37 protein-coding genes are annotated in these 26,592 nt (G+C 31.4%); 9 read left to right on the top strand and 28 right to left on the bottom strand.

Translation table 11 applies throughout. From position 1 onward, the window contains the following. Nucleotides 1-9 precede the first annotated feature (9 nt). The 21 genes from EKQ63_RS00605 to EKQ63_RS00515 form a co-directional block, all read right to left on the bottom strand. The gene (locus EKQ63_RS00605; protein WP_143880541.1) at nucleotides 10-279 is read right to left on the bottom strand and encodes a DUF6440 family protein; all 270 of its coding nucleotides are present in this window, start codon (nucleotides 277-279) and stop codon (nucleotides 10-12) included. A 1-nt stretch (nucleotide 280) separates the two neighbouring features. Next, nucleotides 281-730, bottom strand: coding sequence for a hypothetical protein (locus tag EKQ63_RS00600; protein WP_140168421.1), 450 nt, complete (start codon nucleotides 728-730; stop codon nucleotides 281-283). Between the two features lies 1 nt (nucleotide 731). Beyond that, on the bottom strand, nucleotides 732-857 hold the full coding sequence (locus EKQ63_RS30440) for a hypothetical protein (protein ID WP_000693569.1): 126 nt from the start codon (nucleotides 855-857) through the stop codon (nucleotides 732-734). Between the two features lie 91 nt (nucleotides 858-948). After that, complete coding sequence (locus EKQ63_RS29770) at nucleotides 949-1,101, bottom strand: hypothetical protein (RefSeq protein ID WP_190240613.1); 153 nt, start codon at nucleotides 1,099-1,101, stop codon at nucleotides 949-951. Between the two features lie 10 nt (nucleotides 1,102-1,111). Continuing rightward, nucleotides 1,112-1,513: a hypothetical protein gene (locus EKQ63_RS00595; RefSeq protein WP_001035193.1), complete on the bottom strand. Its 402-nt coding sequence runs from the start codon at nucleotides 1,511-1,513 to the stop codon at nucleotides 1,112-1,114. Nucleotides 1,514-1,698: 185 nt separating this feature from the next. Continuing rightward, on the bottom strand, nucleotides 1,699-2,394 hold the full coding sequence (locus EKQ63_RS00590; protein WP_143880540.1) for a hypothetical protein: 696 nt from the start codon (nucleotides 2,392-2,394) through the stop codon (nucleotides 1,699-1,701). A 14-nt stretch (nucleotides 2,395-2,408) separates the two neighbouring features. Next, nucleotides 2,409-2,630, bottom strand: coding sequence for a hypothetical protein (locus EKQ63_RS00585; protein ID WP_143880539.1), 222 nt, complete (start codon nucleotides 2,628-2,630; stop codon nucleotides 2,409-2,411). Beyond that, nucleotides 2,608-3,063 carry a hypothetical protein gene (locus tag EKQ63_RS00580; protein ID WP_011244844.1) on the bottom strand — a complete coding sequence of 152 codons (456 nt, stop codon included), beginning with the start codon at nucleotides 3,061-3,063 and terminating at the stop codon, nucleotides 2,608-2,610. Before EKQ63_RS00580 ends, EKQ63_RS00585 begins: the two co-directional genes overlap by 23 nt. Nucleotides 3,064-3,206: 143 nt before the next feature. Continuing rightward, nucleotides 3,207-3,386 (bottom strand): hypothetical protein, encoded by a 180-nt coding sequence (locus tag EKQ63_RS00575; protein ID WP_000812148.1) that lies wholly within the window; start codon nucleotides 3,384-3,386, stop codon nucleotides 3,207-3,209. Further along, complete coding sequence (locus tag EKQ63_RS00570) at nucleotides 3,367-3,936, bottom strand: hypothetical protein (RefSeq protein WP_143880538.1); 570 nt, start codon at nucleotides 3,934-3,936, stop codon at nucleotides 3,367-3,369. Before EKQ63_RS00570 ends, EKQ63_RS00575 begins: the two co-directional genes overlap by 20 nt. 69 nt (nucleotides 3,937-4,005) lie before the next feature. Beyond that, on the bottom strand, nucleotides 4,006-4,416 hold the full coding sequence (locus EKQ63_RS00565) for a hypothetical protein (RefSeq protein WP_143880537.1): 411 nt from the start codon (nucleotides 4,414-4,416) through the stop codon (nucleotides 4,006-4,008). A gap of 158 nt (nucleotides 4,417-4,574) precedes the next feature. Continuing rightward, the gene (locus EKQ63_RS00560; RefSeq protein ID WP_143880536.1) at nucleotides 4,575-4,817 is read right to left on the bottom strand and encodes a hypothetical protein; all 243 of its coding nucleotides are present in this window, start codon (nucleotides 4,815-4,817) and stop codon (nucleotides 4,575-4,577) included. 378 nt (nucleotides 4,818-5,195) lie between these two features. After that, complete coding sequence (locus tag EKQ63_RS00555; RefSeq protein ID WP_143880535.1) at nucleotides 5,196-5,681, bottom strand: DUF5512 family protein; 486 nt, start codon at nucleotides 5,679-5,681, stop codon at nucleotides 5,196-5,198. A gap of 99 nt (nucleotides 5,682-5,780) precedes the next feature. Next, on the bottom strand, nucleotides 5,781-5,984 hold the full coding sequence (locus tag EKQ63_RS30545; RefSeq protein WP_001292829.1) for a hypothetical protein: 204 nt from the start codon (nucleotides 5,982-5,984) through the stop codon (nucleotides 5,781-5,783). Next, nucleotides 5,981-6,514 (bottom strand): hypothetical protein, encoded by a 534-nt coding sequence (locus EKQ63_RS00545; RefSeq protein WP_000513986.1) that lies wholly within the window; start codon nucleotides 6,512-6,514, stop codon nucleotides 5,981-5,983. The genes EKQ63_RS30545 and EKQ63_RS00545 overlap by 4 nt, the downstream gene beginning before the upstream one ends. A gap of 616 nt (nucleotides 6,515-7,130) precedes the next feature. After that, complete coding sequence (locus EKQ63_RS00540; protein WP_001201724.1) at nucleotides 7,131-7,430, bottom strand: hypothetical protein; 300 nt, start codon at nucleotides 7,428-7,430, stop codon at nucleotides 7,131-7,133. An 883-nt stretch (nucleotides 7,431-8,313) separates the two neighbouring features. Then, nucleotides 8,314-8,469: a hypothetical protein gene (locus EKQ63_RS29765; RefSeq protein WP_000734597.1), complete on the bottom strand. Its 156-nt coding sequence runs from the start codon at nucleotides 8,467-8,469 to the stop codon at nucleotides 8,314-8,316. Continuing rightward, a complete protein-coding gene (locus tag EKQ63_RS00535; protein ID WP_143880534.1) occupies nucleotides 8,466-9,689 on the bottom strand; it encodes an AimR family lysis-lysogeny pheromone receptor in 1,224 nt (407 codons plus the stop codon). The genes EKQ63_RS29765 and EKQ63_RS00535 overlap by 4 nt, the downstream gene beginning before the upstream one ends. 574 nt (nucleotides 9,690-10,263) lie before the next feature. Then, nucleotides 10,264-10,461 carry a hypothetical protein gene (locus EKQ63_RS00530; RefSeq protein ID WP_078214359.1) on the bottom strand — a complete coding sequence of 66 codons (198 nt, stop codon included), beginning with the start codon at nucleotides 10,459-10,461 and terminating at the stop codon, nucleotides 10,264-10,266. A 1,049-nt stretch (nucleotides 10,462-11,510) separates the two neighbouring features. Then, a complete protein-coding gene (locus EKQ63_RS00520; RefSeq protein ID WP_143880533.1) occupies nucleotides 11,511-12,404 on the bottom strand; it encodes a helix-turn-helix domain-containing protein in 894 nt (297 codons plus the stop codon). 251 nt (nucleotides 12,405-12,655) lie between these two features. Further along, nucleotides 12,656-13,390, bottom strand: a complete 735-nt coding sequence (locus EKQ63_RS00515; RefSeq protein ID WP_143880532.1) for a DUF3450 domain-containing protein — start codon at nucleotides 13,388-13,390, stop codon at nucleotides 12,656-12,658. A gap of 394 nt (nucleotides 13,391-13,784) precedes the next feature. Between EKQ63_RS00515 and EKQ63_RS00510 the strand changes: the two genes are divergently transcribed. Together EKQ63_RS00510 and EKQ63_RS00505 are read left to right on the top strand one after the other, a co-directional pair. Next, complete coding sequence (locus EKQ63_RS00510) at nucleotides 13,785-14,288, top strand: hypothetical protein (RefSeq protein WP_061139944.1); 504 nt, start codon at nucleotides 13,785-13,787, stop codon at nucleotides 14,286-14,288. Between the two features lies 1 nt (nucleotide 14,289). Continuing rightward, nucleotides 14,290-15,231, top strand: a complete 942-nt coding sequence (locus tag EKQ63_RS00505; protein WP_143880531.1) for a hypothetical protein — start codon at nucleotides 14,290-14,292, stop codon at nucleotides 15,229-15,231. Between the two features lie 494 nt (nucleotides 15,232-15,725). Here EKQ63_RS00505 and EKQ63_RS00500 read toward each other — a convergent pair whose 3' ends face one another. The 3 genes from EKQ63_RS00500 to EKQ63_RS00495 all read right to left on the bottom strand — a co-directional run bounded on the left by EKQ63_RS00500 (nucleotide 15,726) and on the right by EKQ63_RS00495 (nucleotide 16,825). Beyond that, a complete protein-coding gene (locus EKQ63_RS00500; protein ID WP_097852520.1) occupies nucleotides 15,726-15,836 on the bottom strand; it encodes a YjcZ family sporulation protein in 111 nt (36 codons plus the stop codon). 182 nt (nucleotides 15,837-16,018) lie between these two features. Then, nucleotides 16,019-16,195: a hypothetical protein gene (locus tag EKQ63_RS29760; protein ID WP_002115188.1), complete on the bottom strand. Its 177-nt coding sequence runs from the start codon at nucleotides 16,193-16,195 to the stop codon at nucleotides 16,019-16,021. Nucleotides 16,196-16,225: 30 nt separating this feature from the next. Further along, nucleotides 16,226-16,825, bottom strand: coding sequence for a hypothetical protein (locus EKQ63_RS00495; RefSeq protein WP_074603361.1), 600 nt, complete (start codon nucleotides 16,823-16,825; stop codon nucleotides 16,226-16,228). A gap of 623 nt (nucleotides 16,826-17,448) precedes the next feature. Here EKQ63_RS00495 and EKQ63_RS00490 point away from each other — a divergent pair. Next, entirely contained in the window at nucleotides 17,449-17,748 is a 300-nt protein-coding gene (locus EKQ63_RS00490; RefSeq protein ID WP_000473807.1) for a hypothetical protein, read from the top strand. 146 nt (nucleotides 17,749-17,894) lie between these two features. On the opposite strand, the gene EKQ63_RS00485 is transcribed toward EKQ63_RS00490, so the two are convergent. Further along, nucleotides 17,895-18,083 (bottom strand): DUF4177 domain-containing protein, encoded by a 189-nt coding sequence (locus EKQ63_RS00485; protein WP_074603356.1) that lies wholly within the window; start codon nucleotides 18,081-18,083, stop codon nucleotides 17,895-17,897. 379 nt (nucleotides 18,084-18,462) lie between these two features. Between EKQ63_RS00485 and EKQ63_RS29755 the strand changes: the two genes are divergently transcribed. The 3 genes from EKQ63_RS29755 (at nucleotide 18,463) to EKQ63_RS00475 (ending at nucleotide 20,390) form a co-directional block, all read left to right on the top strand. Next, nucleotides 18,463-18,627, top strand: a complete 165-nt coding sequence (locus EKQ63_RS29755) for a hypothetical protein (protein WP_000377658.1) — start codon at nucleotides 18,463-18,465, stop codon at nucleotides 18,625-18,627. 519 nt (nucleotides 18,628-19,146) lie between these two features. Then, the gene (locus EKQ63_RS00480) at nucleotides 19,147-20,256 is read left to right on the top strand and encodes a response regulator aspartate phosphatase (protein WP_098228636.1); all 1,110 of its coding nucleotides are present in this window, start codon (nucleotides 19,147-19,149) and stop codon (nucleotides 20,254-20,256) included. Further along, nucleotides 20,253-20,390, top strand: coding sequence for a Phr family secreted Rap phosphatase inhibitor (locus tag EKQ63_RS00475; RefSeq protein WP_000821343.1), 138 nt, complete (start codon nucleotides 20,253-20,255; stop codon nucleotides 20,388-20,390). Before EKQ63_RS00480 ends, EKQ63_RS00475 begins: the two co-directional genes overlap by 4 nt. 584 nt (nucleotides 20,391-20,974) lie before the next feature. On the opposite strand, the gene EKQ63_RS00470 is transcribed toward EKQ63_RS00475, so the two are convergent. Further along, on the bottom strand, nucleotides 20,975-21,880 hold the full coding sequence (locus EKQ63_RS00470) for a DMT family transporter (RefSeq protein WP_143880530.1): 906 nt from the start codon (nucleotides 21,878-21,880) through the stop codon (nucleotides 20,975-20,977). A 110-nt stretch (nucleotides 21,881-21,990) separates the two neighbouring features. On the opposite strand from EKQ63_RS00470, the gene EKQ63_RS00465 reads away from it, so the two are divergent. Next, a complete protein-coding gene (locus EKQ63_RS00465) occupies nucleotides 21,991-23,382 on the top strand; it encodes a MocR-like pyridoxine biosynthesis transcription factor PdxR (protein WP_190240619.1) in 1,392 nt (463 codons plus the stop codon). 443 nt (nucleotides 23,383-23,825) lie between these two features. Here the strand turns inward: EKQ63_RS00465 and EKQ63_RS30085 are convergent, their stop codons facing one another. Next, nucleotides 23,826-24,485 carry a hypothetical protein gene (locus EKQ63_RS30085; protein ID WP_411469466.1) on the bottom strand — a complete coding sequence of 220 codons (660 nt, stop codon included), beginning with the start codon at nucleotides 24,483-24,485 and terminating at the stop codon, nucleotides 23,826-23,828. 71 nt (nucleotides 24,486-24,556) lie between these two features. Then, the gene (locus tag EKQ63_RS00450; protein ID WP_143880527.1) at nucleotides 24,557-25,000 is read right to left on the bottom strand and encodes a DUF3862 domain-containing protein; all 444 of its coding nucleotides are present in this window, start codon (nucleotides 24,998-25,000) and stop codon (nucleotides 24,557-24,559) included. Between the two features lie 490 nt (nucleotides 25,001-25,490). Between EKQ63_RS00450 and EKQ63_RS00445 the strand changes: the two genes are divergently transcribed. Next, nucleotides 25,491-25,820: a hypothetical protein gene (locus EKQ63_RS00445; protein WP_143880526.1), complete on the top strand. Its 330-nt coding sequence runs from the start codon at nucleotides 25,491-25,493 to the stop codon at nucleotides 25,818-25,820. A 4-nt stretch (nucleotides 25,821-25,824) separates the two neighbouring features. Further along, entirely contained in the window at nucleotides 25,825-26,319 is a 495-nt protein-coding gene (locus tag EKQ63_RS00440; RefSeq protein WP_143880525.1) for a hypothetical protein, read from the top strand. Nucleotides 26,320-26,592: the final 273 nt, after the last annotated feature.

Here is a 26,592-nt window from a genome sequence, read left to right as displayed (position 1 = left end):
CCTCCATATTTAGTTGTAATTTTGCTCAGAGATTTTTTTACACCCTTTCGGTTTACCCTGTTCATCTAGTCTAATTGTCATTCCACTATATGTAACACTTCCAACAAATTTATGTCTATATAAATACTCACACCCTGTCTCTTTATCTACAAAAACCTTAATACCTTCTTTCTCACTTGAAATCTTTTGTACAGCTTCAGAATCCCCTGCTACCGACTTATCAACATCTACACAACCAGCAAGCCCTATAAGAGCAAATCCTACTAAAATCTTTTTCATATTATTTCTGCTCCTTTATGATCTTGTTAATTTTTATTGGTTCATACATTTCTAGTTCTTCATTTTTACTATCTACTTCTTGGGTTTCAAAAATAAGACTATAATTCTCACCATTAACTTGCACCTTACAAGTTAAATCCTTTTCTATCCAAAAATCTTCCGTATTAGCGTTTAACTCTACTTCTACTTGTCCAATTAAATATTTTTGTATACCAACTATTTTGAAATATTTACTATTAATATTTAATTCTTTTTCAACCATCTTTTCTGCTATCTTTATATTTTCTTGAGTCTGTTCACTCTTTATAGCATTCACCTTATTAGTCTTATCCATATAATAATTAATACAAATTCCTAAAAACACTATGAATCCAACAACAAGTGTAATCATGCCTATACTTTTAATTAATCCCTTTATTGATTTTGTATTCTTCTTTGTTTGCGAATCCATGCTACTCACCTTCTCGTTTTTCTTTATTAGCTTGATCTCTTCTTCGCTGCCATTCTTGTTTTTTATAGAACAGTTTTATCGCTTCTTCCCAATACGTATATTTGCAATCTGTTTCTTTTATTTTCATATTTAAGTTACTCCCTTATCAATTTTCCAATACTTTTTGGAACGTACATTTCAACATCCGTTTTATAAGTATTTTCTACTAAATTCCTTCATTAAATTAACAACCAAATCGAAAATACAAAAAGAACCATTAAACAGGCTGCTATGATGATACTAATCGATTTATCAAAATCTAAATTAAGAATCTTATTTAATATGAAATTACCTGTAATAACAATAAGAGCAATTAACCATAAATTAGCCATACAATTATCCTTACTCTTTCTTTCCACATTCTAATTTTTTCATCGTTGCTGAACCCGAACCTGTACTGCTAGAGCTATACGTGTAAAGATAATTACAATCTTGTACCTTATCATGTAAAATGATTACTTCTTGTAAGGCTGTATTACGAGGATCTAGTCCTTGTTTACCATCATCCACAATATGAGCTTCTACAACTTCTATTCTTGATTCTTTATTTCGCTCTTTATTTGTAATCTTAATTTCACCTAATTCATAATTCTCTTCGGTGTTAGTAACCTCTTTATTTTCACTTGTAGCAGCCTTTTCTTTCTCCGCTGCCATAGTACCTGTATTAGTAGAATTCGAACAACCTACTAAACTATATAGCGCCATAGCGTACGCCAAACTAATTAATGCTTTTTTCTTATTCATATCTTCATCCCCACTTCCCTAATTTCTTAAATTGCCTTTCCTTTTGGGATTAATTACAAACAAAACATACTGATTGCTACCTAATATGCTTTGTTTATAGCTAATCTTTACCAATAAAAAAGAGCAGCCAATTAAGGATCTGCTCTTTTCTACTAGTTTTATAATTTATTAATCTTTACTAGAACTTAATCACAACTTGAACCACCATCATAGCCTGAACTACCTGATGAATAATCTGAACTAGAACTACTATAATTTGAACTACTAGAAGAAGAACAATCATTATCATTCCCTGTTGAATACATTGAACTTCCTAATGCAATATCTAAAGCACTGTTATCGCTTGCCATACTATTAGAAGAACGAGTAGATCCATTATATGACCGTGTTGAACTCCCTTTACCTCTCGTTCCATTAGTGTTTTGTTTACCAGAATTAGTAGAAACATTTTTATTTTGGTTAAATACTCGCTTCATCATATCTCTATCCCCTTTTTCATATTGATTTGGTTTATCCTTGCTATGATCAATTACATAAACAGGATTCTGATTTATATCATCTTTTTGTATGTTAATTTTCGGTGATACATCCTTTTCTTTTTTATACTTCCTAATCATTCTCTTTTTCATAAAAATAGCTACAAGTGCACTAATATATCCTATTGCATAAATAACAACAAGGACATAATCAAAGAATACCGTTGTAATAGTGGTTAATAATTCACCATCTTCTTCATTTAAATTAATTACTTGTTTCATCATTGGTTCTAAGCCCCACCAAATACAAAGTACAAAAATACTTCCTATAGATAAGGATATACATATCGCATTAATTTCTCGCTTTAACTGACCTATCTTTTGATCTCTTTCTGCTGCATTCAAAACATCCACTCCTTTTACTGACTTTGTATTAGAGCATTTGCTACACGAAAGCAAAAATGACTTCCCAGGGTTTCATGTAATTTATCATTCATCCATAGGGTTTCTTCTAAATCCCCTTTAACATGTAAGGCATCCCCAGGCTCTTTCATAACCGCTTCTTCATAAACATTTCCGTTTACTTCCGCTTTCAATTTCCAACCTGTTTCCGTAATTTTAATTGTGACTTCCTTGCTCATGATTCCCCTCCTGGCTTATTGATGTAATTTGCTTAAATTCCTTAAAACCTATTATTTTATCATTCGTGTCATATGCGAATGATAACTTATAAATCCCTGTATTCGTTGTTACCTTATAGTATTTTGTTTCTAATACTGGCTCTATTAGGATATCTGTAATTGGCAATTTAAACTTCTCTGTTAACAATTCGTTTTTTTTCTTTTCGTTGTATTCAATTCGCTCTGCTGCCATTTCAGTTTTTAGTTTGTTTTCTTCACTCATTTCGACTATTCGAAAATACCCGCACACTATTAATCCAATCAAACTCCCTATCATTATAAGTGCCATAATTATTCTCCAGTTTTTTGAGAGTTCAAGTCCTGTGTAGAATGTAAAAACCGACAAAAAAAATAAAAATATTAATATATTTATTACAATAGAATTAAACAACATCTACTCATTTCACACCCTTCCCAAAATAAGTAGGGCATGTGAGCTTAATACCCTATTCATGTGGCTCATATCCAAATGAACCTTCTTTTATTATGTAATTTTTACCGAATATGAAACCTTTGCCCTGGCACTTCTTACACTTTCTATTTTTCTTCATTTTCTTTATCTCCGTTTGTTAGATCAACATAAATTTGATGTATGCTATAACCTTGCTCTCGTTGCTTTTCTAAATCTTTCAAAATTCTTTGTTCACTAGCAGCACTTGATTTACCATCTCTTGATATTCCAATTATTAAGCATTTATCATTCTTCATTTGTTTCATTTCCTTCTCCCCACTTTAAAAGTAGAATAAATACTTTCTCCCCAGGACGACTATGAATTCCTCCACCGACTCTTATGCTAGCTTTCTCTAAATCTTTAATTATTTTTTGAAAAAATTCACTCTTATAAATTACTTCTTCCGCAATTTCTTCCATGCTAAGTTGAATTATTTCATCTTCTCTAAAAGGCTCTGCGATTTTTTTCACTACCTTGCGATATTTCCAAAACTTTCTTTTAATAACTATTCGATTAAAGAACAACCAACAAAATGAATTTGAAAATGTTTCTCCTATCATGTATCTAAAATTGTAGCTGCTACGATAGTCAATAATGTCACAATTTACAAGTTTTATTGGTAAATAATCAAAACCATTATTCATCTGTTTTCTAATTTCATTTATAAGAAATTCACTAGTAAACTTCCTTCTAAGAAAATTTTCAAAAGCTATTTTATAGATTTCTAGTACCATTTGTTTTTCATTATCTAATTTATGTTTTAAACCAGTTAACTCAGATTCTGTTATTAATGGTTCTTTTACCAATGCAATCACCTACTTCTAATCCTGATTGTTTAACAAAAAGAGCAGTCCCTTTAGGATCTGCTCTTTTACAACGCCACTTTAACCTGCAAAATAGTCTTCTTTTGTTAAGTTCCCAATATCACCGTAAAATTTAACATAAATATTTGAAGCATCACTTATTTTTTGGCTAAACTTAACCTCAAACTTTTTTTCATTTATCCATTTAAAATTAACAGGTGTATTGGCAATAAAATTATCATATAAAAACACATCATATTCACCAAAACATACTATCCATTCCTTTTTATTTAACGCATTGATTTTTATTTCAGTTGTATTTATGTTTGTTTTTCTTCCTAAAATACCAATATCTATTTTAACTGCGACAAACTCTTGTTGCTGTTTGATTTTTTCTAAGGCATACAAGCAAATTTCGATAGGTAACTTATCAAAGTCCTTCTTACCAAATACTAAAAATTCAATAGGATCTATCTTTTTCTTTTTAAACATGTTCTGCACCTCTCCTTGTTTAAAATGTTTTAGATATACATAAGAGTAGAGATAGCATGAAATATAAGGAGAAAGGGGAACATATAACCACTATCTCCACTCTTATATACAACTAATAAAAAAAGAGCAGCCCCAGGGTTCTGCTCTTTCACACAAAATTATTGCACTTCATAATCAATAAACATCACATGATCACGAAACACTTCAAATCGCTCTACTTTATCACCATTTTCTTCAAATTCATCTTTATTTTCTTTTCTCATTAATTCAAATATAGCGTGTCCTACTCCCTGAAAAAATTTAGTGTTAATAATTATACTTGCTTTTTCTTCACTTTCCGCATTGACGATAGTCGATCTTCTTAAACCACTTACAAAATGAAATGTCGCAACAATACTCATTACCTTTACCTCCAATTCAAATCATGCAAAAAGAGTTTACAATCAAAAAAATATATTCAGTCTAATATCATGGTAATAACCATTTTTTCAATTCCTAGCCAGGTTAAAGTTATTAAAGCCAAAACTAACAACCACAAACAAGCATCTTTTATAGCTGCTTTGACGTTTCCCATTACTACATTGTCTTTCCTGTAAGAATCATGATGAATGATAGCAATGCATCAAATAACAAAATCATTAAAACCATAAATGTTATCATAGCTGGAAATATCAATTGATCTCGGCCAAGCATATCCCCTTACCTCCCAATCCCCTACTTGATTATGACAATAAAAAAGAGCAGAACCATTAAAATGATTCTGCTCTCTAGCATTAATTTCAGTTTACTTTTTCATATTTTTTCGCTTTATCTTCAGATATTTTTTTCAAGAAAGCTTCTTTATCATCAGCTGCTTTGAAATCCTTTTGGAAATTTTCCCAATCATCACCTGAATTCATACCCACTCTCTTAGTAGAAAATCCATTTTCAGTCGGTGAAACTATTAATTTTTCATCGCCATTAGAAAGAAGTAAAGGATCACTACCAAACTTCTCTTTTAATGAAATTGTAAATACAGCGTATTCGCCAGCTTTATACTCTGTTTTTTCTAACTTATAAACAGCATATTTATCAGCTCTATCACTACCTTTGTGCATTTTCCATTCATTATCTTCTTGTACTTCTACAAATAAAGAGCGATCTGTTCGTTTGTAGTTTTCACCTTTTTTAAATTCTATTGAATTATCACTACTACATCCAGTGAAAATCATGATGACAAACGCAAGTAAAACCGGAAATAGCTTCATGCTCTTATTCTTAAACATGTAATTCTCCCCATTTCAATTGATAGTTATATATCATTATATCATTATATGAACATGTGAGAGCTTATTATTTTTCATAGCGCTATATCACAGTAAATCTTATTTCAAGTGTACAACCCAATGTGTTTTTCTAACCAAAGTTATATTAATTACTGTAAATGTATAAATTGCATTCATACTATTACAAAAAACATTTATTTTCTTACCCAAACTATAACGTTCATCTAAATCAAATAATCCTACACTAATACTTTTACTCCTCAGGATTTTCTTTGCTTTTTCGTTAAAATTCAGTTCACTCACCCCCAAGCTCTACTACTTTTTCGAGCTAAAGTTTCATTATATAGTGAACAAATGACTTGTTGTGTATTATAGCGATAGAACTCAGATAAGACTTTAGCTGCTGAATCGAAAGTAATCATGTATTCAGTTAATCCAACTATATGAACCAACGGGATATTTGCGCTAATCAATAAATTAATACCAATATCCTTACAACCAATTAATTGTTTTACAGCATCCATATACTTTTTAGTTAGACGATCAAATGCTGTAATAACTAAAATCAGCATCTTTCCTGACTCTCTGCTTTCGCCTAATTGCTTCTTCGCTCTCTTCAAAGCTACAATACAATCAGTTTCACTATCATATTTATTAAAATCTAAATGGCAGCTCACTACCTCGTTATGATCTAACACATCTACCATTTCTTTCTGAAATTCTAAACTTAAATCATATTCTCCTACAACTAAATATCCCGTAGGATATTTCCTTTTTGCTGTTATAACACCTGCAATTTTTTTTACATACCTTTCACGGTGTTCCTTTCCCATTTTTCTTACTCCCTTTAAATGCAGCTCGTATAATTTTCCACAAGCTACCCTTATACAATTTAATATTTGATCAGCTTAATTCTACATAAAACCATTTTCAATCCAAAAATGATTAAAAATTAAAGGTCTATATTTATACATTTGCAAATCCAAGAAGGAGATTCTTCATTTAACAAAAGTGACGTTTAGTCTCGTTTCGCCCACTCGCTAAAGGTATGATTGTACAGTCAATCGCTCAGGAATAATCCGTCATGGCGCTATGATCTAACTATGATCCAATGTACAGCAGACCTCTAAGTAATTTGTAGTGCTTAATGCCCTACAAGATAGACCACCACTAGTTGCTTTCTTACAAGCGGTACTTATGACCCTCAGGGTTTATTCGTGTACTTCTTCTCCCTATTCACGAATTGGAGTGGCAAACAGTGGTCGTGGCACTCCCCCAGCATCTATATACAATTTTCAAAGGACAATCGGGATCATCTTAAACTAAGAGAAAGTGATTATTTGATAGGATTAAATCCTCATACCTCCATCCCTTATCGATTCCAAAACTTCAAATGATCCCTGGTGCATTTAAATTTCATGCACAATTAAATGATCAAATATTGTATTATTAGCTAACTTGCTTAGATTTTTTAATAAATTTAACTTCCATCAATTTAGCACTAGTATTAGATTTCTTTGCGATTATAACGCCATAGCTGTTTCTTACACATTTGATATACCTGAATATCCTTGCTAATGGAACTTCACGTTTTTTTAGGGGATCATATAGATTACCATTGTCTAATACGATATATTCTTGTCCTTGAAAGGTACTAATTGAATGTGCCTTTCTTACTAAAGAACCAGTATCCATTTCTTGTACAACTTTTAAACTATGTGTTTTTTTGCTAAATTCTTTTGCACGCATGAACATCTTCTCCTATCTTTAATTTTTATATTTAACAGCCGATTTTCTCAGGATCAGCTGTCCATCTAACAACAAGTTTTTCAACTCAACCAAGAATCACATAACTCTTAAAACAAATTTCAAGGCGAGCATTATAAAATTTTCAATGCAGTCTACGGATAAAAAACAAAAAAGGCGTAAACTAATGTGTTTTAGTTTACGCCTTTTTCTTCAATCCGAAGAACCACTTTTAAAAGTATAACTGAACAAAACCAATAATATTTAGCAATAAAAGCGCGCAAGTATACCCTTGTATAAACACGCGAAAAAGTATAATATTATTGATGTTGCATCTAGTTATGCTTCATCAAGTGGGCAGCCTTTCTAAAACACCTGATTTGTTTTAAGAAGGTCGAAAGTAATAGGAGCGCCAACTCTTATTGCTTTCTGCCCATGTACTATGTAATTGTTAGTAGTTCGCTTGTTAGATGTTCTTACAAACAATCTATCACAAACAAGATTACAACTATTAAACAATGTCGTCAATCCATTTTTTCTTAAAAATTGTAACATCTAACCAAATTACATATCATAAATCTTCGGAAAATCCTATGTTATCAATACATCAGATAACTTGGATTTTTTTTTTGTAATTTTAAAAATACAAAAAATCAAACGTAATTTCAGAACACTTGTTCTCATTTTAACACTAAATTCACATTTTGACGATAGTAAATTGTTTTATCCAAATATAGTTTATTAATTAAGATTCAGGTGACAATCATAGTTTGTGAATTATTCACAAAGATTTCACGTATTTCAAATTCGATATTTAGGAAATATCCCTAAAAACAACGAATGCGATTGCCCCTATTGGGACAATCGCATTCAAATTATTTAAAGGTTACCCGATTCCACCACCGGGATCTCCCATTCTAGCTAATAATTGTTCTGAATCTTTTTTCACTATATCGTTTGGTTGCTCTTTACTATCAGCAGCAGTATAAATAATTCCTGCCGCAAGAACTATACTTGTTAATACAAATAATAATTTCTTCATATAGCACCACCCTCATATATTATACCATTTTTATTAAATTCTACCACCATTTTTTTAGGGAACTTGCAATAGAACCGATTACCAGCGCACTCAAACAGCTCAATTGCATTTTCGATTAGAGTAATATCATTTTTCGCTATTCCCAAATAACAATATTGCATTGGAGTTAAAAACCCGTTTTTCTTTTCTAAATCATTAAGAATAGTAACTGCATTTTTGTAATTCCCCTTAATGATCTCTAAGAAAGATTCCTCAGCAGGATGATATATTTTGATTTTATCCAATTCTTTTTTATTAACTAGCTTAATAAATGCATATGTATTAAGAATCTCTTGTCGCCTTTGCTTCTCTCTTTCAAAGTAATATGGCTCTAATTGTTCCAGGGACTCTTTTATATACTTAGATGCACTATGGTAGCACTCAAAAGTAAACGACTCCGCTAAATATACGAGAGCAGATGCTCTTAAAAGATTAAAACAACTCTCAGGATCTTCTAGTTCTAAAATCTCATGACATGTATTTCTAAGATTTTCAAGCTTGTCCTGGACTAAGTAAGCAAATGACAAACACTCTTTTATTCTGCCTAAATAAGCCGTTTTGATAAAACTATCGGATATATCATCAACTTTTGGTAGTAAAACGTCAGCATATTCAAATAATGAGGTGTAAGTTTCTAAATCACACATAGTATAGCAAGTTAATATACCATACAAAATCTTCATTTCCTTTGTTTTAATAACCTTACTACCTTTACGATCTTCGAGTTTATCCAGCAATTCTTGTTTTGCAATAGCACCGCTGCTGCGCTGCCATACTAATTCATATACATATGCCCATTCTCGATTCATCGCAAGCGAGGAGTTCTTTTCCTGATCTACAATAAATTTCAATAGCAGTAGATCGCCTTTAGCATTTGCATACTCCATAGCAATTCTTAGATTCTTTTTGCTTGTTGTTACTGAACAAAAGGCACATAACATTTTTCGCTTTTTGTTAATGTCATTCTCGTATAATATGTCCAGCAACTTAATTAACTTCCAAAATCCAAATTGATTTTTTCCTGATAAATTCTTCGAAAATGTTCCAGGAGTAATGCCAATCTCTTTAGCAATGTCTTCCTGATTTCTCTTTTGAAAATCTATATCGTTAATAAGAGTACTTAAAAAGCTGTTAAATATTTTTTTTGATTCTTCATCTTCTGTTTTTGCTTTATAATCCATAACTATTGCGCCCCTTCTGGAACAGAGACTTTTCGTTCCTATCATCGATTAATACGACATGTAACGTTAAAACTTCCCCCAAAATACCAATAGCGTAAATTCTATATGTTTGTATATCGCTATGTGACTATTAGATTATCAAAAAAATATATAAAATACATCAACATATTATACTATTTTTCCCATTGTTTTATTATGCAATTATGCATATATATGTTAATTGATAAATGCGTGACCCCCAAAAATAGAGGTCACAGCATGTACTATCTACCTAATGGGGTCCCGCCAACATAACGCGAATTTCGTACGCTAAGGAATTTTTCATTTAAAAAACTTGATTTTTCCGTACGTTAAGAAGGCTCCATAAACGGTATTTGTTTTTTAGTATGATACTTTGTTTTTGGTAATGAGTTTTGGAACTAGATTTCAAACATATTTCAGTCAGTTCTGATAGATGTAAATAAAGTTTCTTAAAAGACCGTTTTCGGTTCTTGTAAAAAATAATAAAGTTGTTTCATTTTCGGATAGCGAATAATTAATATTAGTAAATCTTCGCTTCATTAAACAATTTACTTTATATATTCCAATAGTCACTATTTATATCACTGTTATATTTATATTCAATCTTTTCTTTTCCACACTTTTCACATTTATAAAAACTAGCTGTACCCATCTGTCCTGTTTTAAAATTTTCACTATCTTGAGTCTTAATAAAGTTATATTTATGAATACATTTAGGTTCTTTTACTTTATTTATCCATTTTTTTAACATAAAGTAATCACTCTCCTTTAAAGAATATTCCTCGTGGATTTATACATTTATAATATCCTACGAAATATTTCCATTCAATGACTACGGTATGCCTTAGCGTACAAAATCCGCGAAATGTTGGTGCTACCCCCTAATTTACTAATTTTACATTACTTTAAAAGTTGGATAATATTCTTATACTCATAAAGGGGTATCGCCAGCATTTCGGAAAAAAACCACGCTTAGAGTATACAAGATTTTATACAGTTTTTCGGCTAATCCAGTAACAAACGAGAACCCTAAAAACCGTGCCATAATAGGAATGTATAAAAAGATGAATAGCTTTATAGAAAATAAAAAAGAGGATTCCTTATGAGAGTAAGGATTCCCCTTTTTCCTTGCTACCGATAATGTTGCGTTATGTTAACTTTACATGTATAGAATATACAGTTATAACTCAAGTCACTACTAGCCTTCTTCCAATGGTATAATAAGGAAAAGTAGACAGGGCGGTGTATCGATTGAGAATATTTCTATTTATAGTAGGACTTCTCTTAATTACATTCGGTTTTTTAACTCTTAGTTCTTTCAGCTTCCAAGGTAATGGTGGATCAGTAGCTGTGGCTGTGATGGCTGACCCTCCTGTATCCTATGGACTTTTGGGAGTTGGGATACTCCTGATAATAGGAGCTGTATTACTGAAGAGAAAGAAGAGACCTCACGTAAAATCATAAGTTACTTCCGACTTCGGTAGTTATGTAAATAAGCTGTCCATATGGGCAGCTTATTATATTTTTTGCTTAGCGTGGTTTTTTTCCGAAATGCTGGCGGTACCCCCTGATGAATTTGAAGAGACCCACCTAAGGGAATAAATGGGTCATTAGGGTACTACTATCTCATTGCACAAAAGGGAATTTGCATTTAAATACTAGCATATTCTTAAAGTTCTTATATTGAGAAATAAAGAAAAGACACCCAAAGGTGCCTTTCTCCGACTTGAACCACTTTAATTTTAATAATATAGTGCTAAGTTTAAAAACTATAGGGATTTGTAAGTAGTTTTTACGGAATTATGAGTGTTTTTTATTTTGTATTTCAATAATTTTATCTGGTAGTATTTTTAAGTAATATTCTTTTTCTGTTAGTTCAAATATAAATAATGCTTTTTTCCAGTTACAAACAACCTCTTCTACATTGTGTTGTTTAATCTTTAATAAATACTGACCTTTTAAGTAGAATAGTTCACCTAATAGGTATAAAGTATTTAGATTAATTGCTAATTTGATGCCCTTATCAACGTATTTTATTGCCTCTTCATGTTGATATGTGAAGTCTAAACATTTTGCTAAATTTAAAATGATTTTTAATTTAATTTCTTTATTTCTAGGAAAATCTAACTTATTAAAATTAGTCAAACATTTTTTTAATATATTAATGCTTTTTTCATATTCTTTGTTTTCTGCATAAAATATAGCCAGAGTCTGCATAATATCTATTTCTCTTTCTGATAAAAAATCAGAATTGGTTAAAGTTAGTTTTAACGCATGATTTAAAAGAGTTAAAGCAGTTTTTGTTGATTTTTTTACCATAAATATAGCAATTGCTTCATTCCATAGTAGAAATTGTTTCTCTTCTTTTGTTTGAAAATTATTTAAGTTTTTCTCTTTTTTTACTATTTCATAAAGTTCTTTATATTGTTTTTGCCTTAAGCAATCTTGTATTACATATTTCACGTTTTCTATATATTTTATTTTTTTGTTTTGAGTTAGTGCAAATATATTATTTGGATCAACACCAAGTCTTTCTGATAATTGATATAACAATATGCTAGATGGATAAATCAAACCTTTTTCTATCTTGCTAATTTGACTTTGTGAACATATTCCATGACATAATTCGGATTGTGATATATTTTTTTTCATTCGAAGTTCTTTAATGGTAATACCCAAATCGTTAAATTCCATTTTCTCCACCTACTATTTAGTGCTTTATTAGTATAATATTCTCTAATCTTAATGTAATGTAAAAATAATTTAGTTGCAATTATTGTTTGTTGTAAAGGCCTTATCCTTTCAATAGGAATATGCGTCTTTTTTTATAAAAAAAAGACACCCAAAGGTGCCTTTAGACTTGAACCACATTAATTTTAATAATATGTATTGGACTCCCATCCAAATAGTATTTTTTCATGTTATGTTATATTTTGTTATGATTTTTAATTGCGGCTAACATCCAATTTTGATTCAATTTCATTTAAGCTAGCTAGAGCATTACTTAGTTTTTGATCGGAAAGCTTGATTGATTTTTGAGCTTCTTCCATTCTTCCTTTCAACGGAGCTACTCCTTTTACTCCTTGAGTTACAGCTTTTCCAGCATTACTTCTATAGTTAGTCGCTAGTCCAAACTCTACTCTGAATTTCTCAATCTTTTCTTTTAATACAGAATCAGTTAACTTTGAGCCACTTTTAAATTCTGTATTTTTCTTGGAAAGTGCATCATATCGATTTGTAACTGACTCCATTTTTTCTTTTAAAGCGTTCTTGTCAAGAGATTCAGGGTCCTTACTTCCTTCTCCCCAAATAGCTTTCCAGTCCTGATTCCAAATCTCATCATATTCCTTTAACATTTCATCAATAGTAGGCTTAATTTCGTTTTGGTATGTAACCTTATCCGCATTTTCAGCTGGTTCAGTTGTTTCTTGACTCTGTTGGGTTGTTTTTTGAAGTGAATTAGTCTGTTTTTCTTCATAGAAAGTTACTTTCGATTTTAATTCTTTGATTTGTGTTTTTAATTCTTGCTGTTCTTTAAAGTGTTTATCAGTAATTTCATCCATATCTTTTTGTGAATACTTAGGTTTCATATCTTCTGATTTGGAATCCTTAAAAATAAATACAGCAGCAATGACAACAACTATTACTGCGATAATTCCAATAATTATTTTTTTGTTCATGTGTGTTCCTCCTGATGCATAATATCATCATTATATAATAATTAAATGTTTTTAGGTAGAAAAAAGACACCCAAAGGTGCCTTCCTCCGGCTTAAATCCTAAGCATTTTGGTGTTTATTCGCAATGTTTAGTATGACATTAGTTTTCTAATCTAAAGCTGCAGTAAATATGCAGTACTCCTAATTGTAACATCTAAATTATTAATGGGTCTATATGGAATAAATGTAATTATTTATATTTTAATTTTCGGAATCATACACCTGGTGTAATATCATTGTTAACATATAGGAATTGTATCAAATAATTGTATAGATAACTAGTCTTGTTGTTGATTTCTATTTATCTTAACATTTAGTTGTACAGTAAAATTATAGAAGAAGAGGAGAGATTTACTATGAAATTAAAGAGAATTATTCCAACAAGTATCGCTTTTGCAGCATTATTAACAATTGCACCACTAGAATCTTCAGCTGAAGAGAATATCAATACCAAGAATTTTGAAGGCCAAACAACAATTAATGGTGAAACGGTTGAGTTTGATGGGGTTGAGGGTAGTTCAGTAATGGTTACACCAGAAGGGGTTGCCTTGGCTTCAGGAGGAAATAGAACCTGGAGTGTCACTAACTATAGACCACTAGGTTTGACTTGGTATACTGTAGCTAAAGCTGATACACAAAAGGTTCATGATAAATTAGGAGCTAGAGCAAGGTTATTTAAAAAGTCTGGTTCACTTTGGAAAAGTAAAAGCAGTACTGTAAAGAATACTAAAATAGTTTCAGCTACAGCGAAACCAGATAGTTATATAAATAATTTTAATGGTGCATATTCTGTTGGTAACTTTACATTTGAAAAAAGTGGTTATGTAGATACATATCCTGAATTAAGGAAAAATTGGTAATATGAAAAAAATTTTAATACTAGCAGCGTGTACTTTAGTACTCGCTGCCCTTCTTGTATTTGTAGGATATAATAAATTTACCAATGATAGGGATGATTCTCCTAAAACTAATGAAGTTTTAACTTCAACAGATGATAGTGGGGCTATTACAGAAATTGCATCATATGATGAAGATCTCAATCCATTAAGTATTGAAAATAAGTTAAAAATAGAGGACGATCAGAGAAAGACGGTATATTTTGAAATTTTTAATGGAATTAACTATGATAGAGATTTTAAGATTATCGTTTTACAAAACTTTATTCAAACGAACTTTCGTGTTGATGGTAGTGAAACATCTATTTCTAGTCATAGTATAAATATTGGAGGAAATAAAAAAGAGAGAATTAAAGTTTCTGTTGATGTCGATAGTGAAACCGTAGATTTAACAGTTTTGTTTATTAAAGAACCTAATGAAATAGTTAAAGAAATGGATTTCGATAAATTAACGTATTATGAGCGAGTTTATGCGAAAAGGTTTACTATAGACAATGGTGATGAAAAAATAGACGTAAATATAAAAAAACCAGATTTTTTATATAAAAGTGAAGTTGATGATACTCCTATATTTTTGAGTGAATCTTCAAAAGATAGAAAGATATTACCCTCAGCTCAAGAAAAAACTAATGCTTATTTACATATAGGTAATCCAAATGCAACGGAAAATATGCGAGCGGCTATTATCGCTTTAAAAGATTGGGAGCAGGCGAAATTAAACGATGACATGGTTTGGTTCGTAGAATCAAAAAATACAGGAACATTGGGATATAAAGTTGATTTTCCTGAAATTGAAAATGTAGAAGAAAATTTACAATTTATATTGTTCCCGTATCCTTATGAAGATTGGGGAAAATATACAATGAACCCAATTGAATATACTTTTAGAACCGCCTTATTAAAATAGATGCTATATCAATAGCATCTATTTTGAAAAAAAGAGAGTATACTTTGGTATTTTGTAATGAAAATTAAGCCCACTTACGGAAATAGGTGGGTCTTTTTAATTTAAAGAGAAAAGACACCCTAAGGTGCCTTCCTCCGACTTGAACCACGTTCATATAGTATAAACCTATCCGTATTCCCCTTTGTTATACGTGTAAACACATCCTATAAAACAGAATCGTCTATATACATCAGATTGTTAGTTTACAAAATACAAGAGATTTGAGATCAGTATTAGAGTGACGCCACACCTTCTGTAATGATCGATATGTTACGCCTTTCAAAAGAATCTGCTTTATAGAATGTATCCACAATTTATATTTTACTACATGTAATATTTATTTGGTGTATTTTATACAACTATGTATAATTGCATAAAGTTTTGAAAAAACGAGAGCATAATTTGGTATTATGTAATAAAGAAAAGACACTCTAAGGTGCCTTTTCTAATAGTTTTTAGCAGAAACAACTGCATCCGATAATGATTAATAGAATAAACAATACAACTAGTAAAGTAAATTCTCCGGCAAAACTGCAGCCTTCGCCGCGATTATCACCATATTCCATAACAATAGTGCTTCCTTTAGATCTGAGGGTAAAATTAGGGTTCATTCTATGGATTTTAACGGGTTCACCTTACTTTATGTTTTAATGAATGAATTGAGCACTTTTAGGTATCTTTGGTGTACGACATATCTATGTCTAATTACGAGTGTTACAATGTACGTAATTGAACAATATGATTTAGTTTAACGATTTGTTTTTCTTGTAAATTTGATAACATAAATTAATAAACAAAGTGCCAATAAGGCTTGAATAATTCTAGTTACTAAGCTAATAATTGGATTAAAATCAAAACCTACTATAATGTGTAAAATTGTGTATATTGCGAAAAAGGTAATAGCTATTTGCAATAGTTTTTTCATAGAATATCCACCTTCTTTGGAAATTCAAATTTATAATAACAATGTTACAATTGCTCTTGCTGTCATATCTGCTAACCATGCAGGGCAGCCCATCTTTTTAAGCTGGTTTGATATAGCTGTTGTAATAGTTCCGCTAAAACCAATGACTACATTAAGAGTTTTAACAACTACAGTATAACTCAAATATCCTTTTAATGCTTTTTTACTGTCCCATGAAATTGGTAATTTATCAACATATTGTCTTACACTTCTATCCCAAGCAACTCTCCCAATTCTATTTAGATTTTTTAACATTTGTTTTGCTGCTATCTTTGCCGCTTGAGACTTAGGACCGTATTGTGGACCATCAACATTTTTGATTGATAATGGTAATGCTTCTCCAGGAACTTCTTTAGCTAATTCTTGTTCAATCCCTGTCATAATATCTTCAATTGAAATATTATTTTCTTTCAATTCTTTTTCTAATTTTAGTAAATCTAAAATTTCTTCTTGGCTTAATCTTTCATCAACTGTTTCAAATCCTGAGGCTTTCACTTCTTGTACATTAAAGGTTAATGGGGCTGCAACGCCAAACATAAATGTACCCGCTAAAACTGCACTAATAATTTTTTTTGTTTGTTTGTTATCCATCTGGAAACTACCTCCTATAAATAATAGTATTTGTTAAAATTGTAAAATATAACATTTGTATTTAATAGACTATTTTAATAGTTTTTAATTTGATATAATAGTAATTATTGTAAAATATTACCTTAAAACTAATTTGGACAGATAGTCATTTTTGCTCTGATTTATTTGTAGATGGGGGTTTACATGATAAAAAATAAAAGGATTTGCTACAGGTTACATGTTAGTTTAATGAAAAAAGAAATTCTAAGGAGTCTTCCTCCGAATTGAACGATCCTATAGCAAAGTGGTATCCATTTCCATAGGGTGGAGAGGCTTTTTTATGTGCAAAAGAAAAACCCACTGTATTTTCATGACAGCGGGTTTTTGTGTTGGGGTAAATAAGAAGTAAGGTTTCCAATATAACTGAAAAAAGAACAGGTGCTTGGATTTTATCACAATTTTTTCCTGAATGAACATGCATTATTACATATCATTGCAAATACCTTTATTTTCCATTTGATAAAGTATATTACCAATATTAACAAGATTTAAATAAATATTTCTACAAATTCAAAATATTTACAAAAATTACAAAGGTGATACATTTAAAGTGCAAGTCAAAAAATATTTGAGGGGGAATTTTTATGTTCAAGAAATTAGTAGTAGGAGCATTAGCAGCTGGTATCGCATTAACAGGAGGAGTGGCTGCCTCAGCGAGTACAGAAAATACAACAAGTCTTACGCAGGAATGTGATTCTAGATTTGAATTTGATAGAGTTAGATTTGATGGTGATAAGTATTCAAAATATATTTGTCAGCCGAGTGGAGTTTTCGCTAATTACTTTGAAAAATGGGAATATTACAACGGTGAGTATGTAAAAATAAAATGGTATTTAAAATATTACGAAGGTAGTACGGGATATTATGAAGGAAGAGCACAATAATAGAATTATCCTTTATAAAGAAAAGACACTCTTTGGAGTGTCTTTATTCGACTTGAACCACTTTAATTTTAATAATATGTATTGGACTCCCATCCAAATATTTCAGTTCTTTTTGTATGTTATTTAAGGCAAACCTCTTTCATTTTTTAAAGAAGTTCTTTGGTTCGTTTGAAGATAATCTCCAAAGAAGTCGTGTATCCTGAGGTTGTGAGAGTAAGGACTTGAACAAATTCCCAACCATCCTCAGCATGTTCGATAATAATACGCTTATAATCTTCTTTGGGTTGCCCTTTCCATCCATCAATTTCGACTTTCACAAATTTGTAATCATACATATTCTTCCACCCCTTTCTCCTAATTGTACCATTTAGAAGAAGCGATGTATTGTACTCCCACCCAAATATTATTTTATATATTGAGAAAGAGGCTATAATCTTTTATTTAAACGTAAAAAGCCCTAGAGGGGACTAGGACTTTTTGACAGAATGAAAATGATTCAAAAAAGGACTTATATAACGTAACATATGAATATTTAATAAATGTATCGTAAAAGTGAACAAAATCTATATTCTATTTTTAGCTCGATGTAATTTGAGATTATTCCGATGATATTTCCTCTAATAAAATTGTGTGATAGACTGTATGTAACTGTATATTGTGAGGGCGGGAGGTTGCTATCCTTTCTCTGATTCTAGAGAGAAAGGAGGTGACCGAATGGATTCTTTATTTAATTTATTGTATGACGCTGCTAAGGTATTCCTTACAGTATTTGCAACAGCTTATGCGAATGAGCTGGCGAAGAAGATTAGCAGTAAACGAAATAAAAGAACCGCCCCAAATGCCGGCAAGCGAAAGGGCGGTTCTAAACGCAAAAAATAAGTTTAAGCAACCGACCACCTTGCGGTAGCAGTTACTTGAAGAGATGTTAGCGCATCTCTTCTTTTTATTATATACACAAGGTATTACTGTAATACTATTACAATAATTATATCAAACGTATATAAAAAATCAATGAGCATGTAATGGATATAATGTACAAAAGAAAAGACATCCTTAGAGTACCTCCCTCTGACTTGAATTATCCTAATTTTAATAATATGTATTGGGCTCCCGTCCGAATCTTTTTTTACATGTTAGGTAATATCGATCATTGAAAAAAAGAAAAGGGACTTTCTTATGAGAGGATAGACTTTCATATTTCATCATTACCAATAATGAATTGTTATTTTTTATATAGAAACGAATAAGGAACAGAAAAAGTTATAAGTTTAAAGAGTTGAAATGTTGAAATTGTATTGAGAAATATTTTTGAAACAATAATATTCAGAAAATTAAATGTTTTATAGGTTTATTTTTGTTATTATGTTAGTAATCTATAGACAAAGGAGAAGGGGCTATATGAGTGTGCATATAATAAAAAAGGAAGAAATCACTTTACTTTTACATGAGTGGTATCGAGAAATTCGTTCACAGAATTTCGTTAAGGCAAAGGAATTAAAACAAAGTATTGATACAAAAATTAATAGTATGGAAGAAGATCAAAAGAATACAGAGTTTTATTCACTTTTAGATTTTAGATTTAAAATGTTAAGTGCAGAGTTTTATCCCCATCAATCTGACATATCTAAGAATGATCTAAGAAAAATGAAGTTAGATGAAGCGCCATCAGATGAATCTTTATTATATTATTACCATTTCTTTAAGGCTTCTCATGCTACGGTAAACGGTGATTTTAAAGTGGCTGAAAAGCATTATGGAATAGCAGAATCTTTGTTAGAAAATATTCAAGATCCAATCGAAAAAGCAGAATTTAACTTTAAGCTATCCAGCTATTATTATCATGTTTGCCAGCCTATTTTAGTAATTCAATATGCAACTAGAGCAAGAAATGTATTTGAAGGGCTGTACGGGTATAGTAGGAAGGTCGCAGCATGTGACAATGTTATGGGTTTAGCATGTGTAAAGCTAAATGAATTTGAACAGGCAGAAGTTTATTTTATGTCGTCTCTGGATATTTTGAAAAAGCAGAATGAAGAGGAGCTAATGTTAAGAGTTCGACATAGTTTAGGGGTTATGTATGCGGAGCAAAACCTATCTGATTTAGCACTTCGTTACTTATCAGAAGTATCACAAAAAATTCCGAATCACTTTAGAGCGATTTTTTTGGAAGCTAGAGAGAATTTGAAGTTAGGAAACACAAAGCTTGCAGCATCTTTAATTGAAAAAGGATTAGTAATCTGTAATGAACTAGAACAAAAAGAATATGAACATCACTTTACAATCCTAAAGGGAATGAATGAGAATGTTTCAGCTGAAGAATTAGAGTTAGCTATTTCTAAAGGAATATCTTTCTTTAATGAAGTAGGTTTATGGCAATATGTCCAGGAATATGCTGAAAAATTAGCGGTTAAATACCATGAAGAAGGAAATTCAATGAAATCCAGTGAATACTTCTATTTAGGATATAAAGAAAAAGAAAAAGGTTTTCAGAAAGGGGCTTTAAAATGAAAAGAATCATCAGCAGTTCAATTGGATTAATAATTACGGTCATACTATTAAATGGAGTAAATGTTTCAACGGACCAATCAAAGGTTAATACAACAAACGTTATACAATATACGCATGGAGAACCGTGGGGCTGAAAAAATATTGAGGTATAAAGAGTTGTTGGATCAAGGGATTATTACTGAAGAAAAAGCGATTATTAGGTATATATCCTGGTAAAATTTATTCCATGCCCTAAAAGAAAAGACACCCAAAGGTGCCTTCCTCCGACTTGCCTCTTCTTAATTTTATTGTGTTATTATTATATAAGAAAAGAAGACATCGATTAAGATGTCTTCTTTTACTTGTACACTTGGTGTTAAGAAGGTATTATATTGCTTAAAAACCATAAAAATATATAACAATCATCGAGTAAGCTTATTATAGCATCAATAAATAGGATTTTATATGTAATATTTCATATATATTGATTTATTTATATTTAATATATATAGTTAAATTGCCTGTTATTTGTTTTAATTCATTTACTTATTTTATTTTTGAGCGCTCCAGCAATGGAGCCTTTTTTTATGCAATAAAACATTTTCTTTGTGTTATTTAGTTGATCTATATTAACTTTATCTTCTTAAATTATATCTATATTTTACCGGAAAATTATATAGGTAACCATTTTTTCTAATAATCTAGTGAATTAATAATTTTAATGTTATTTGTTAACCATTTAAGTAACTCTTTTTAGAGGTAATTTCGTAAATTGCTTCCGAGTTCTAAACCCTAATGCGATAGCAGCGCCAATACAGCTAGAAAAACAACCAGCAAACAAATACAATGATGGATCTGACTCACCGATTAAAACGGAAGCTATTCCTCCAATTACCGGGAAAAGTGCAACCATATATCCACTTCGAGCTCCTCCGATTTTTTCTACAAGCTTCAAATAGAATAACCATGCTACAAATGAAGCAACCAGAGTTAAATATAACAATCCAAATAAATATGAAAACGATGTTGGAAATATAAATTCTTGTCCTTGAAATAATACAATTACTCCCATCAATATACTGCCCACTGTAAATCCAATGGCATTTGCATAGATAGGATTCACCTTGTGACTTGCATTTCGTGCCGAGCTGGCATCGCCTACTGCTGTAAGAAACGTACCTAAGATCGCAACTATAATTCCTTTTATGTCATTGTACCCTTGAAAGTTGTGCAAGTTCGGATAGATGAGAATACATACGCCTAATACACCAAAAATCCCCCCAACCAAAACGCGTGAATGTAACTTTTCTTTTAAAAAAATCCGAAGGGTAATCGGGGTCAAAATCACCTTTAATGAAAAAATCAATGTTACGATTGCTGCAGAACTCAAAATTGTGGCGTAATAAAGGCATAAATAGCTTAATGCAAAGTTACATACACCAAAAATTATTACAAATGGGATATCTTTTCTTGTTGGTATCCCTCTTGGTCGAAGGAACCAAACAAGTATCAAAAATAAAAAAGCTGTCATAACTAGACGATACGTTAAGGATAATTCTAAGCTGACAGGAGTTCCTTGAATTTTTACTGCAATAAAGTTGAGTCCCCATACAATCAAACAAAATATGTACATAAATATTGTCATAAGTTTTCTCCCAAATTCAATTTTTTTCTAAATTTATTATTCATTTATACCGTCATTTCTAAAAGGTACAGTTTATAATAAACACAAATGACAGATGAGGTATTACAATGATGAATGAACTAATATTTAATATCAATCGAGAAAGCAACACTCCTATGTACCAACAAGTTTATCAATACATACGTACTCAAATTTTATCTGGTAAATTAGAAAATGATACAAAGTTGCCATCGATTAGACAACTTGCTATGCAATTAGAGGTCAGCAGAAACACAACTCAAGTAGCCTATGAACAACTGCAATCGGAAGGATATATTCGAAGTGAGAACAAAAAGGGATTTTTTGTAGAGGCTACTATATCGGATGAGATACTTAATTATGAACCCATTAGAGAACAGCATCATGAAACAAATCATGCTGCCATGAATACTATTGACTTTAAAATTGGGACAGTGGATCAAGAGAACTTCCCTTTGAAAAAATGGAGAATGCTTACAAACAAAATCATTAAAGACTCTAGCATGTTTTCATACGGAGAAAAACAAGGAGACATTAAATTAAGAAAGGTATTAGCAGATTACTTGTTTCAATCAAGAGGAGTTAATACTTCTGCAGAACAAATTATTATTGGCAGTAGCACACAGCACTTGTTATTACTTTTGTCGTTGTTGCTAAAGCAAGACTATCATTATCTGGCAGTAGAAGACCCTGGATATAATGTGGCAAGAGAACTTTTTGTTCTTCAATCATTTATCATTGATCCAATCCCGGTAAAAGAACAAGGCATCCAAGTCGATCTCCTTTTAAAATCGCCTTCTAGACTTTTATATGTCACTCCTACTCACCACTTTCCATATGGAGTGACTATACCCGTCAATGAGAGATTAAAGTTAATTCAATGGGCAAAAAAGGTGGAAGGATATATTATTGAGGATGATTATGATAGTGAATTTCGATACATCCATCAACCTATACCGTCTCTTCAAAGCTTAGATTCTAATGATAGGGTGGTTTATTTAGGAACTTTTTCAAAAGCACTACTACCCTCTATCCGTGTCAGTTATATGGTTTTGCCTAGGCGGCTAATAAGTGAATATAAAAAGATACTCCCTTTGCTTGAGCAAACATCCTCATCTATCCATCAGCGAACACTGGCGACCTTTATGAATGAAGGATATTGGTACTCACACTTAAGGAAGATGAAAGCTTTGTATAAACGTAAAATGAAACTATTGAATAGGGAATTATTAAAACATTTTAAGAATTATGTTGAAATAAAAGGTGGTAGCTCCGGAATTTTCGTTATTATTGAAGTAAAAACGGAAATGAGTGAAAAAATGCTAATTGAAAGGGCATATGAACACGGAATTGTAGTTTATCCTTGTTCAAAATATTTCTCGAAATATACACCACGATATCCGCATATTCAACTTGGATTGGGTAATTTATGTGAAAAAAAGATAATAGAAGGAGTTTCTCAATTAGCAAAAATTTGGCTGTAATCTTGATTTTTTCGTTCTTCTTATTAGGGGTCATCATACATCGCCGTCAAGTTAAGAAATTAATTGTTCCCCAAAAGGAAAAAGTGAGCCTAATACCCTTAAATAGCTGTAAAAAGGTGAAAAAATCGTTTTTGGGTACTTAAAAATCTTAACTTGATGGGCATGTGGTGCTACCCCATCTCTATCAAGCTAAGATTTTTAAGTCCCCCCTTAACGAAAATTTTCTTTCTCTACAGGTAGTTACTTTGAGAAGGTAGCTCATTTTTTTCGTTTTGGGGGCGTTTATTTTTTTGTTGATGATGATTTGGCGGGCTCCTATAAAAAAAGACACCCAAAGGTGCCTTCCTCCGACTTGAACCACTTTAATTTTAATAATATGTATTGGACTCTCATCCAAATATTATTTTCTTCATTGAGAAATAGGATTCAAATCTATATTTTTTTTATTTCTTTAAAGATTCTTCCAACATTCCCTCTAACTCTTTTTTTATTTCTTCAGGTTTCATCTGGTCAACTGGCTTATAATTCCCGTTAGCGTCATAGTTAGCTGAGTCTTTCTTAGGATCATATGTAGATGTTGATCCTTGTCCTGACGAAGGTGTTGGAGTCATATTATGACTTTCATTATATTTGTCAGTTGGATTCACTTTGTCTACTCGGTCCATATCTACTATATAATCATTTTTTGTATATGTTTCAAAATCGTTAATAAGTAGTCCTCTATACATAATATCCATAACATATGTATCTTTACCATAGAATACTTGGATTTCTTTGTAGTCACATTTGTTATTACCTCCACAAGAAACCTGATTATAAGATCCTATAATTTTGTCGAAGGCATCGTTCATAGCTGCGTATGTTTCCATTTTAGATAAGTCGGAGAATTTTTCATTTGTTTTTATTTGAACACTTACAGGTGTGTAATCATCTTTCTTTTCACCAGGTTTATAAGTAACTTTTTCAATGTATGGTCCTAACTGACTATCTTCTAATTTATCTTTAGTAGCCGTCTCAACTTCTTTCATATCTGCTGAACAGCCAGTGAATACAAGACATGCAGTGGCCAATAATATCCCTATAAATCCTTTCTTCACACACATCACCCCTAAATTTATTTATGTCTGAGAGTAAAATAAAAGAACAACCCCATTATATGGAGCTGTTCCTGCTATTATTTTAAACCAAATTGAGCTTTATTTTGTAATTTTCCTTCTTGGAACATGAAGTTCGCATTAGCGCCAAAACCTTTTTCTCCATCCCATTTATACATGATTGTATGGAATTGTTCGCCAGCTTGACCCGACTCTGATAAAACTTCCCCGTCGCTACCGATGATAGCTTTAACTTCGTCATAACTCATTCCGTTTTGAATTTGATCGAATTCAGCTTTGCTAATCCCAGGTTTATTTTTTGGAGCTTCCTCTTTTTTAGGTTCTTCTTTCTTCACTTCTTCTTTTTTAGGCTCTTCTTTAGTAGCCGGAGCTTGTGTCTCTTGCTTTGGTTCAGAAGAAGTTGTTTCTTTCTTGTCATCCCCTCCACCTAATGCCGCCGCAATAGCACCAAGTACGATTAAACCGATAAATCCTAAACACCCAAACTTAAAAATTTTACCCATTATGTAGTTCCTCCAGTGATAAATTGTAAGATTTCCGAAACTATCATAACAGAAACAGTTACAACTAGTATGTCGGATTTTGTCGAACGAAAATAAAAAAAAGAGAACGTTTGCTCTCGCTGGTAGGAATGGTAAAATTATGTCAAACATTACCGATAGTTGTTGGAAATAATTTCTTTTATGATGAAATCAAATCATAGTATATCTAGCGTTTTCAAGTACAATGGAACTACAATCTTGTTGACGTCCATCGTACTGCTCAAAATCCCATTAGATATCGTTACATACCAATTGTAAAAAGAAAATATTGATGTATTACCTTAAAAAAGACACCCAAAGGTGCCTTCTTCCAACGTGAACCACTTTAATTTTAATAATATGTATTTGGAGTCCAGTGCCCTTTTAATAGTAAATATAATTATTTACCTAAATATAAAAATGTATCATAATAGTATCTATGTGAATTTTTATATTAGGGGGAGCAATATTAATGCCAGGGATGCTATTTACAGCCGCACCATCAAACGATGTTGTGAAAGAATTACAAGATAAGGTTATATCACTACATGAACACGAAGTATCGTTTTTGAATGATACGATTGCTAATATGCAAACTATGGTAGGGATAGCAGTGACTATTGTAGGTGGGATTTTTACTTTAGCCTTTGCTTATGTTACGTATTCAAATAATCGCGCTCAGAAGAAAATGAATGAAGCAACTGAGAGGTTGCAAAGTGCAGAAGAAAAAATCATTGACCTAGAATATAAGATAGCCGAAGCTAATCGAATTACAGTTGAGGCACAAGCTATCGCCGATTGAGAGGTTGCAAAGTGCAGAAGAAAAAATCATTGACCTAGAATATAAGATAGCCGAAGCTAATCGAATTACAGTTGAGGCACAAGCTATCGCCGATGTCGCTAAAGTAAAATTAGAAGAGTTAGAGAAAGAACAGCGAAAATTAAAAAATACTATAGAAACTTTAAAAATAGCTAATAAAAATGAAGCTAATCTCGATCATTATAAATCTATGCTAGATACTGCAAAAGAGAAACTTACAGTGATTCTTAATAGCGATAATCCTTCTTTCGATGAACAAATAATCAAACTAGATTCAGACTGTTCTATATTATATGAGGAATCCAAGCATATACGAAATCTTATGAATATAGAGTCATCCATTGATGACCTTAACAGATATACAAAGGAAATAGATGAACGGTTATCTCATTTTGCTAATCATGTATTGCATTTTGCTGGGAGTGTTGGAAATTTGGAAAGTGAAATAGCTAAAAGAAATTTAAGTGTTGCTGAACAATAAGCAGAAAAAAGAGGTAACTTGGTGTTACCTCTTTTTTTATTTCCAGAGCGCTTACCACTACTTCTCTATCCTTTTTAACCACAGGGATTCTTTATTGTTAAGCATCATCCTCATCTTTTTGGTTATTGTCTTATAACGAAAGAAAAAGTCCTCATTTTATGCAATCTTTGTTCAAAATGAGTTTCTTCTTTTATATAAACTCAATGTTTTTAAGTTGTTTTTAGGAAAATTTTATTCTAAACCGACATGTTTTACCTTTTGTTTTTTACTATT

It is taken from the genome of Bacillus sp. BD59S, from assembly GCF_007363175.1.
Lineage (GTDB): Bacteria > Bacillota > Bacilli > Bacillales > Bacillaceae_G > Bacillus_A > Bacillus_A pacificus.
The sequence above is the reverse complement of the archived record's forward strand: the minus strand, read 5'-3'. Positions and strand labels throughout refer to the sequence as shown.

What these genes read in the sequence shown, in the direction of transcription:
- EKQ63_RS00605 (WP_143880541.1), bottom strand. Translation starts at nt 279, where the DNA reads ATGAAAAAGATTTTAGTAGGATTTGCTCTTATAGGGCTTGCTGGTTGT.
- EKQ63_RS00600 (WP_140168421.1), bottom strand. Translation starts at nt 730, where the DNA reads ATGGATTCGCAAACAAAGAAGAATACAAAATCAATAAAGGGATTAATT.
- EKQ63_RS30440 (WP_000693569.1), bottom strand. Translation starts at nt 857, where the DNA reads ATGAAAATAAAAGAAACAGATTGCAAATATACGTATTGGGAAGAAGCG.
- EKQ63_RS29770 (WP_190240613.1), bottom strand. Translation starts at nt 1,101, where the DNA reads ATGGCTAATTTATGGTTAATTGCTCTTATTGTTATTACAGGTAATTTC.
- EKQ63_RS00595 (WP_001035193.1), bottom strand. Translation starts at nt 1,513, where the DNA reads ATGAATAAGAAAAAAGCATTAATTAGTTTGGCGTACGCTATGGCGCTA.
- EKQ63_RS00585 (WP_143880539.1), bottom strand. Translation starts at nt 2,630, where the DNA reads ATGAGCAAGGAAGTCACAATTAAAATTACGGAAACAGGTTGGAAATTG.
- EKQ63_RS00580 (WP_011244844.1), bottom strand. Translation starts at nt 3,063, where the DNA reads ATGTTGTTTAATTCTATTGTAATAAATATATTAATATTTTTATTTTTT.
- EKQ63_RS00575 (WP_000812148.1), bottom strand. Translation starts at nt 3,386, where the DNA reads ATGAAACAAATGAAGAATGATAAATGCTTAATAATTGGAATATCAAGA.
- EKQ63_RS00565 (WP_143880537.1), bottom strand. Translation starts at nt 4,416, where the DNA reads ATGTTTAAAAAGAAAAAGATAGATCCTATTGAATTTTTAGTATTTGGT.
- EKQ63_RS00560 (WP_143880536.1), bottom strand. Translation starts at nt 4,817, where the DNA reads ATGAGTATTGTTGCGACATTTCATTTTGTAAGTGGTTTAAGAAGATCG.
- EKQ63_RS00555 (WP_143880535.1), bottom strand. Translation starts at nt 5,681, where the DNA reads ATGTTTAAGAATAAGAGCATGAAGCTATTTCCGGTTTTACTTGCGTTT.
- EKQ63_RS00545 (WP_000513986.1), bottom strand. Translation starts at nt 6,514, where the DNA reads ATGGGAAAGGAACACCGTGAAAGGTATGTAAAAAAAATTGCAGGTGTT.
- EKQ63_RS00540 (WP_001201724.1), bottom strand. Translation starts at nt 7,430, where the DNA reads ATGCGTGCAAAAGAATTTAGCAAAAAAACACATAGTTTAAAAGTTGTA.
- EKQ63_RS29765 (WP_000734597.1), bottom strand. Translation starts at nt 8,469, where the DNA reads ATGAAGAAATTATTATTTGTATTAACAAGTATAGTTCTTGCGGCAGGA.
- EKQ63_RS00535 (WP_143880534.1), bottom strand. Translation starts at nt 9,689, where the DNA reads ATGGATTATAAAGCAAAAACAGAAGATGAAGAATCAAAAAAAATATTT.
- EKQ63_RS00530 (WP_078214359.1), bottom strand. Translation starts at nt 10,461, where the DNA reads ATGTTAAAAAAATGGATAAATAAAGTAAAAGAACCTAAATGTATTCAT.
- EKQ63_RS00520 (WP_143880533.1), bottom strand. Translation starts at nt 12,404, where the DNA reads ATGGAATTTAACGATTTGGGTATTACCATTAAAGAACTTCGAATGAAA.
- EKQ63_RS00515 (WP_143880532.1), bottom strand. Translation starts at nt 13,390, where the DNA reads ATGAACAAAAAAATAATTATTGGAATTATCGCAGTAATAGTTGTTGTC.
- EKQ63_RS00510 (WP_061139944.1), top strand. Translation starts at nt 13,785, where the DNA reads ATGAAATTAAAGAGAATTATTCCAACAAGTATCGCTTTTGCAGCATTA.
- EKQ63_RS00505 (WP_143880531.1), top strand. Translation starts at nt 14,290, where the DNA reads ATGAAAAAAATTTTAATACTAGCAGCGTGTACTTTAGTACTCGCTGCC.
- EKQ63_RS00500 (WP_097852520.1), bottom strand. Translation starts at nt 15,836, where the DNA reads ATGGAATATGGTGATAATCGCGGCGAAGGCTGCAGTTTTGCCGGAGAA.
- EKQ63_RS29760 (WP_002115188.1), bottom strand. Translation starts at nt 16,195, where the DNA reads ATGAAAAAACTATTGCAAATAGCTATTACCTTTTTCGCAATATACACA.
- EKQ63_RS00495 (WP_074603361.1), bottom strand. Translation starts at nt 16,825, where the DNA reads ATGGATAACAAACAAACAAAAAAAATTATTAGTGCAGTTTTAGCGGGT.
- EKQ63_RS00490 (WP_000473807.1), top strand. Translation starts at nt 17,449, where the DNA reads ATGTTCAAGAAATTAGTAGTAGGAGCATTAGCAGCTGGTATCGCATTA.
- EKQ63_RS00485 (WP_074603356.1), bottom strand. Translation starts at nt 18,083, where the DNA reads ATGTATGATTACAAATTTGTGAAAGTCGAAATTGATGGATGGAAAGGG.
- EKQ63_RS29755 (WP_000377658.1), top strand. Translation starts at nt 18,463, where the DNA reads ATGGATTCTTTATTTAATTTATTGTATGACGCTGCTAAGGTATTCCTT.
- EKQ63_RS00480 (WP_098228636.1), top strand. Translation starts at nt 19,147, where the DNA reads ATGAGTGTGCATATAATAAAAAAGGAAGAAATCACTTTACTTTTACAT.
- EKQ63_RS00475 (WP_000821343.1), top strand. Translation starts at nt 20,253, where the DNA reads ATGAAAAGAATCATCAGCAGTTCAATTGGATTAATAATTACGGTCATA.
- EKQ63_RS00470 (WP_143880530.1), bottom strand. Translation starts at nt 21,880, where the DNA reads ATGACAATATTTATGTACATATTTTGTTTGATTGTATGGGGACTCAAC.
- EKQ63_RS00465 (WP_190240619.1), top strand. Translation starts at nt 21,991, where the DNA reads ATGAATGAACTAATATTTAATATCAATCGAGAAAGCAACACTCCTATG.
- EKQ63_RS30085 (WP_411469466.1), bottom strand. Translation starts at nt 24,485, where the DNA reads ATGTGTGTGAAGAAAGGATTTATAGGGATATTATTGGCCACTGCATGT.
- EKQ63_RS00450 (WP_143880527.1), bottom strand. Translation starts at nt 25,000, where the DNA reads ATGGGTAAAATTTTTAAGTTTGGGTGTTTAGGATTTATCGGTTTAATC.
- EKQ63_RS00445 (WP_143880526.1), top strand. Translation starts at nt 25,491, where the DNA reads ATGCCAGGGATGCTATTTACAGCCGCACCATCAAACGATGTTGTGAAA.